Source organism: Veillonella sp., assembly GCF_019414865.1.
GTDB lineage: Bacteria > Bacillota > Negativicutes > Veillonellales > Veillonellaceae > Veillonella.
The window spans coordinates 1-7111 of sequence record NZ_DXLG01000081.1 but is presented as its reverse complement, the minus strand read 5'-3'; the positions used below and the strand labels follow the sequence as shown (position 1 = coordinate 7111).

The 7111-nt window shown below is 36.3% G+C and carries 6 protein-coding genes; 1 reads left to right on the top strand and 5 read right to left on the bottom strand.

Going from position 1 to position 7111, the window contains the following annotated elements:
* Positions 1-158: 158 nt before the first annotated feature.
* From QZ334_RS05930 to QZ334_RS05910, 5 genes are all read right to left on the bottom strand, one after another.
* Positions 159-1505, bottom strand: coding sequence for a M18 family aminopeptidase (locus QZ334_RS05930; protein ID WP_105094254.1), 1347 nt, complete (start codon positions 1503-1505; stop codon positions 159-161).
* A gap of 234 nt (positions 1506-1739) precedes the next feature.
* The gene (locus QZ334_RS05925) at positions 1740-3140 is read right to left on the bottom strand and encodes an anion permease (RefSeq protein WP_295232736.1); all 1401 of its coding nucleotides are present in this window, start codon (positions 3138-3140) and stop codon (positions 1740-1742) included.
* Between the two features lie 245 nt (positions 3141-3385).
* A complete protein-coding gene (locus tag QZ334_RS05920; RefSeq protein ID WP_295232734.1) occupies positions 3386-4219 on the bottom strand; it encodes an Mrp/NBP35 family ATP-binding protein in 834 nt (277 codons plus the stop codon).
* A 123-nt stretch (positions 4220-4342) separates the two neighbouring features.
* Positions 4343-5536: a PLP-dependent aminotransferase family protein gene (locus QZ334_RS05915; protein ID WP_295232731.1), complete on the bottom strand. Its 1194-nt coding sequence runs from the start codon at positions 5534-5536 to the stop codon at positions 4343-4345.
* A 52-nt stretch (positions 5537-5588) separates the two neighbouring features.
* The gene (locus QZ334_RS05910) at positions 5589-6326 is read right to left on the bottom strand and encodes a TVP38/TMEM64 family protein (protein WP_295232730.1); all 738 of its coding nucleotides are present in this window, start codon (positions 6324-6326) and stop codon (positions 5589-5591) included.
* A 274-nt stretch (positions 6327-6600) separates the two neighbouring features.
* On the opposite strand from QZ334_RS05910, the gene QZ334_RS05905 reads away from it, so the two are divergent.
* Positions 6601-6993, top strand: a complete 393-nt coding sequence (locus tag QZ334_RS05905) for a thioesterase family protein (RefSeq protein ID WP_213466932.1) — start codon at positions 6601-6603, stop codon at positions 6991-6993.
* Positions 6994-7111 lie beyond the last annotated feature (118 nt).

Here is a 7111-nt window from a genome sequence, read left to right as displayed (position 1 = left end):
TAATATTCATAATTACATATAACTATTATACAATATTTTCCACATATTTAAAGGATTATATTAATTATGAAATCATAAAATACATTATTTGCTGTACATGAGAAAAACTCATATGTCTTTTATCGATGTACATCGAACTAGTTCTATATACTATATAATTAATCACCTAAGAAATGATTCATTAATCGGTTCAGTTGTTCTTGGTCATTGGCCCCCATCAACTCACGTGCAGAATGCATTGCCAATAATGGTAACCCCACATCCATGGTTCTCATCGGCAACATAGCAGATGAAATAGACCCTACAGTAGAGCCCCCTGGTATATCAGAACGATTTACATAAATTTGGTAGTTTGCCTCAGCTTCATCACACAAACCTTTAACGATGGCAATAGCTCTGGCATCACCGGCATAAGATTGGCTACATGCTATTTTTAGGGCTACCCCTTTATTAAGTGTAGGAATATTAGTGATATCGTTTTTCTCAGGATAATTTGGATGTAAACCATGGGCTACATCAGAGGAAACCATAAATCCTTTTGAAATGAAACTTTCCATCTCTTGATTGGAATATCCCAATGCATCATATACACGTTTAACAAGGTTTGGTAAAAGCATGCCTGCCCCACCCTGTTTTGTACGGCTTCCTACCTCTTCATTATCGAAGAGAATAGCACAGCGTACACCATTAGCATTATGTTTACGTGCTTGAATAATCCCTGAAAGGACACCAAAGCAAGATGTTAAATTATCAAGGCGAGGGGCGCTAATGAAATCACCTTCTGTGCCAAGTACACAGCCTTGTTCTGTTGGGTATAATGTCATTTCATAAGACAAAATTTCAGATGGATCACAATTTACCTCTTCAGCTATGAACGTAGTCCACTCATCATATTGAATGTCAGATTCTGGGAATAAACTTGGATTACTTCTATCAGTTAAAGATTTTGAAGAATTTTCCTTATTTTTACGATCCATCATTAATATAGGAAGCATTTCCTTTTGGCGATTTAATTTAACGCCATCATTAACGGAACGATTCATATGTATAGCTAAGTTTGGAACGATTGCGATAGGACGTTTTGTATCAACCAATACAGAGTCTACATCAAAAGCATTATCACCTTTTAATACGACTGTACCCGCAGCCCCTAAAGGACGATCAAGCCATGTATTTTCAATGAGACCACCGTACATTTCCACATTTAACTTGGTATAACCTTTTACTGATGTAATAGGATTTGGTTTAACCCGAATTGCAGGAAAGTCCGTATGCGCTGAAGCAATACGTAATGTGTGTTCTGGTTTCTTTCCTATATGAAAAGCAAACAAAGTAGTACCAAATACATTAACTACATAAGAACCAGAGTCTAATTGCCACTCATCATCTAAATTAAGTTCTGTGAAACCTGAATCCAATAACATTTGTAAACTTGTATCTACTGTATGATACGGAGATGTACAAGCACCAATATATTTCAATAACTGTTCATTATCAAATTTCATAGATTCCTCCTATGTAAAATAATGATGCTATTCGTATATTCACCATGAATAGTTCATTTACGTATAATTTTACAACATATACATTAATAATATATTAACTGCTCTTATTTTATCACAAAAAAGCCGCCCCAAGTGGGACGGCTTTTCGTATATTTTGTAACCACACTATAATCAAACTATGACATATATAGTTTTTAATGTATTACAAGTATATAAAATTCTGGATATCTGGTCTTACCACATACCGATTGCTTTCATCCATAAGGAACCAAGGCCCATAAAGATAATCAAGTTGATTACGGATGCGAAGAAACCTAGTTTCCACCATGTATTTTGAGGAACATAACCAGTATTGAAGATTACAGGAGATGGACCTGCAGCATAGTGAGTCAAAGACATACACAAGTTAGATGTGAATGCAATCATCAACAATGTCAACATTGGTGGTGCACCTGCAGAGATAGCAATTGCAGAGAATGCTACGAACATTGCAGAAATATGTGCAGTTAAAGATGCGAATACATAGTGGGAATATGTATTAATAAGTACAGCTATAACAAAGGCAATAATCCAAGATCCTTCTGGAATATAACCGCCTACAAGTACTGTTGCCCATTTGATGAAGCCCAATTTGGACAAGAAACCGGCAAAGCCCATTAATGTACCCATCCAAACTAATGTATCCCAAGCACCTTTTTCACTTTTAACATCGTCCCATACAAGAACACTTGTAGCAAGCAAAATAGAAATACCTAAGAATGCAACAGTTGTAGCATCAATTTTAGTAAATTGAGAAGTAGCCCATAAAACTAAAGCCAAAACAAATACGCCTAGCATAACCCATTCTTGGAAAGACATTTTACCAAGGCCTTTTAACTCTTCTTTAATCATTTGTTGTGCTTCGCGAGCATCTGTAATTTCAGGTGGATATACTTTGTAAATAAAGTACGGCATAATAAGCAATGCAATGATACCAGGCACGATGGCCGCCATAGCCCAATCACCCCATGTGATACCAATACCAAAAGATTGAAGCGCCAATGCTGCAACCAATGTGTTACCAGCCATGGATGTTTGGAACATAGCAGATGTAATTGTATTAACTTGATAAATAGATTGCATCAAGAAGGAACCAATTTTACGAGGACCATCTTGAGGTTCAGAACCGAACGCTTTTGCCAAGCTTGTAGTAATTGGCATGATAACACCACCTACACGAGCTGTATTAGATGGAGTTGCTGGAGCCAAAATTAAATCAGATAATGCTAATGCATAAGCCAAACGTAAGGAGCTACTACCAAAAGCAGCAATCAAATTATACGCAATACGTTTCCCCAAACCAGTTTTAATAAAGCCACGAGAGAATAAGAACGCACCTACGATTAACCAAATAGCAGAGTTAGCAAAACCAGAGATAGCTTCGCCGATTTTCAAAGTACCCGTCAAAGCCGCCACAGTAATTACAATGATAGATACGCCACCAATCGGTAATGGCTGAGTAATAAAGCCTACGATAGTAGCAACAAAGATGGCGAATAAATGCCAAGATTGAGGAGTTAACCCCTCTGGAGTCGGAATAAACCAAAGGCCTAACCCGAAGGCCGCTGGAATAATCCAGTTTAATAGTTTTTTCATACACATACCTCCTACATAGGAAAAAACCAAAATATATACCTGCTGAAATACCAAGGCATCGCAGAGTGAACAACCAACACAATCGTCCCTCTATGCTACGGTGTCTTTAGTATATATCAGTAGTATATGAAGTTAGAAATATATTTATATCTTCTTATGATAAATATAATATATTTCAAGATAAAAATATGTGAGAAAAAGCTGTGCATCACTAGGTATGCACAGCTTTCATTATCATATAAATCCTATTCTGGTAAAGATACGTTTTCTAAATTTGTTTTCTCAATAGCTTCAATATCACCTTTATCGCAAAGATTTGCAATAGTTGGATCAATTGGCAAACGATTCAACAATAATAGACCGTATTTTTGAAGGATTTCTTCAATGTGGCTTTCACCAAAGATTTGGTAATCCTTACCGTTATCTGGGCAATGGAAGTAAGAGTAGTTTTCCACGACACCAATAATAGGCACTTGCATTAAATCAGCCATCTTAACTGCTTTTTCAACAATCATGGATACCAAGTCTTGAGGAGATGTAACAATGATGATACCATCCAATTTCAAGGATTGGTAAACTGTAATCGCTACGTCACCTGTTCCTGGTGGCATATCAACGAATAAATAATCGATGTCTTTCCAAATTACATCTGTATAGAATTGTTTTACAACATTGCCTAAAATAGGACCACGCCATAAAACAGGATCTGTATCATTTTCCAAAAGGAGGTTAACAGACATAACGTCAATGCCACCTTTAGATTTTACAGGATACATACCAATTTCGTCAGCATATGCTTTTTCCTTGATACCAAACATTTTAGGAATAGAAGGACCTGTAATATCTGCATCGAGGATACCAACTTTGTAACCTTTACGCGCCATAGTAATAGCCATTAAGCTTGTAACGGAGGATTTACCTACGCCACCTTTACCGGATACTACGCCGATTACATGTTTAACAGAACTAAGCTCGTGTAAAGGAGCTGTAAGATCTTGAGGTTGTTGAGGAGCGCCGCCACCGCAACCAGAAGATTTAGATGGGCATCCGCCACAATCACTGCTGCTACCGCAACCCATAGTAAACACCTACTTTCTTTGAGGAACTACCTCACATCTATATGTAAAACTTTTTCTCTATATGGTAGATACAATGTATCTACTGTTACATTGTATCATGTCATATCAAACTTTATCAATATATTACTCGCCACAGAACTCTTTAGTTAAGGCACCAAGAGTTTCCATGCCCTTTGTGATTTCTTCTACTGTTGGTACTGTATAGCTTAAGCGGAATGCATGGCCTTCCCCTGCTCCATCAGCAGCAAAAGCACCACACTTAATGATTCCTACATTGCGATTCATACACGTTTCAAAGAATTCGTCACAATCTACATCCTCAGGCATCGTCATCCATGCGAACATACCACCTGTAGGCTGAGTTAACTTAACCTTAGAACTTGCATACTTATTGAATGCATTAAGCAAAGCATCACATTTAGTCTTATATACTTTACGTACATTTTCTAAGTGCGTATCATAGTCAATAGTATCAAGAACTTTTGCTACCACCTTTTGCGTAACTAATGGCATTTGACCAGCTGTATTATTCTTTAGAGCCTGGATAGCTTCGATTACCTTCTCTGGGCCAAATAGGAAACCTACACGTAAGCCTGCAGATAATGTCTTCGAATAAGACCCGGCATAAAGAACACGATTTTCAGTATCAAAAGATTTGAATGTTGGAATGTATTCACCAGCAAAACGAATTTCACCATATGGATCATCTTCATAGATGAATAAATCATATTTAGAAGCAATAGCGTAAATTTCTTTACGGCGTTCTAATGGCATTGTAATACCTGTAGGATTTTGGAAATTAGGAATTAGATAAATATATTTACCTTTACCAGACTGAGCTGCTTTTTCTAATTCACTAGGAATCATGCCGTACTCATCAGTCTTAATACCTACTGCTTTACCTCCCATGTTGCGTACAGAATTGATGGCACTTGTGAAAGTAAATTCATCCATATATACTTCGTCGCCAGGTTCCAATACAGTAATTGGTACAAGACCTAATAGTTGACCTGCACCATTAGAGATGATAAGGCCTTGACCTTCTGGATTCATCTTATGTGTTTTTACAAGACGATCTAATGTTAATTCCGCTAAACGTGCATCACCTTGCATTGGGCCGTATTGTAATAAACTCATTGGATTAGAATGAACGACTTCATCGAATGCCTTTTCAATGATTTCTACAGGAATCGCTTCTGGTGCTGGGTTGCCAATACCAAAGCTAATAAAGCCTTCTACGCCAACACCACGTTCAAATACTTCGCGAATGAAATTTGGACCTTTTAAAGTTACACGTTCAGGAAGAGAAAAACTCATACAATCGCCTCTTTCATATATACTAAGTTAAAAATATTACTACATAAAAAAATTACGCATTAGGATCATGTTCTTGTTCTGCATTCTTCTTATTAATATAGCTCTTATATACTTTCCAAAGAATGAAGTATACAACACCTGCAACAAGAACAATAATTCCTAATCGGCCCATATTCTCTTGGAAGTTTACAATATCTGTACCAATGGCAACTTCAAGAGCTGTAGATGGAAACTTACCGATTAAATTTGCTAAGATATAATCTCTCGGTTTAATTTTACTAATAGCACCTAATGCTGTAATAACACCAGATGGAAAATATGGTAAGGATCGTGCAAATAGCATAACCACAAAACCATTTTTACCAGAGAAATCATCTACTTTCATCAATACCGTACTCTTAGCAATAAGCTTATCCGCCGTATCACGCAAGAAGTAACGCATAATGTAAAAGCTAATGACTACACCGATTGTTTCTGCAAGCCAAGAAATAATAATACCTGGCCACATACCGAATACTAATCCATTTGCTGTAGATATAAAGATAGATGGTAAGAACCCAACAGCATTAACAAAAATATCGAGAAGCATACTTACAACCATGGCCATAGGACCAAAGCCTTGGATATACTCTGCTATTTCATCCATAGATCCACTCGTTGCTAAATGCCACATAGTTGGATAAAATGTAGGATCTACTATATTGATGGCAATTAATAGAATGACAAAACCAATGCCTGCTATTAACTGTACCCAACCTTCACCAGAAGGCTTTAATTTTCTTGTACTCATATATACCTCGTTTTATAAAAACTAGTTCCATTATATCACGGATTCTATAGGACTGTTATATATAGTTCCCCTTCTTTAATTCTATTCTAATTAGCAATCTTTCTATATTCGATAATTAGCCTATATATTCCATTTTTTCAATTACTACCAGTTAAAAATAATTACTTTTAACTGGTAGTATCTATAAATATGTATTATTACATTAGCATAAAAATTATAGAAAGATGTATAATATCATTATAACGAGAATTTTCTTAATGAAAGAAGGTATATTATGGTATCAGCAGGTCAAACAGCTACGGCGACTGTAACAGTTACAGAATCCAATATTGCTAAAACAATGAAATCTGGTTCTTTAGAGGTCTTTGCTACACCAGCTATGTGTGCATTAATGGAAGAAGCAGCACAAGCAGCAGTACAACCATATTTAGAAGATGGTGAAGGCACTGTCGGTATTGCTTTATCCATTACCCATGAAGCCCCTACTCCACTTGGTGCAACAGTAACCGCTAAAGCTACAGTTAGCGCTGTAGAGGGACGTAAAATCACTTTTGACATCGAAGCATCTGATGGCGTTGGTATCATTGGTCGAGGAACTCATGAAAGATTTGTAATTAATAACGAAAAATTCATGGCTAAAGTAGTAAGTAGAGCAAAATCTAACTAATAGTTTACTTTTTACCAATAGATTTATAACTAATAAATTTATTGCTAATAGATTTATTGCTAATATCTTACTTTATTAAAATAATAAAATACATAGAAAAAACGGCATCCATCAAATG

Bases quoted from the DNA above. Each gene is read 5' to 3' on its own strand.
- QZ334_RS05930 (WP_105094254.1), bottom strand. From the start codon at position 1,505: ATGAAATTTGATAATGAACAGTTATTGAAATATATTGGTGCTTGTACA.
- QZ334_RS05925 (WP_295232736.1), bottom strand. From the start codon at position 3,140: ATGAAAAAACTATTAAACTGGATTATTCCAGCGGCCTTCGGGTTAGGC.
- QZ334_RS05920 (WP_295232734.1), bottom strand. From the start codon at position 4,219: ATGGGTTGCGGTAGCAGCAGTGATTGTGGCGGATGCCCATCTAAATCT.
- QZ334_RS05915 (WP_295232731.1), bottom strand. From the start codon at position 5,536: ATGAGTTTTTCTCTTCCTGAACGTGTAACTTTAAAAGGTCCAAATTTC.
- QZ334_RS05910 (WP_295232730.1), bottom strand. From the start codon at position 6,326: ATGAGTACAAGAAAATTAAAGCCTTCTGGTGAAGGTTGGGTACAGTTA.
- QZ334_RS05905 (WP_213466932.1), top strand. From the start codon at position 6,601: ATGGTATCAGCAGGTCAAACAGCTACGGCGACTGTAACAGTTACAGAA.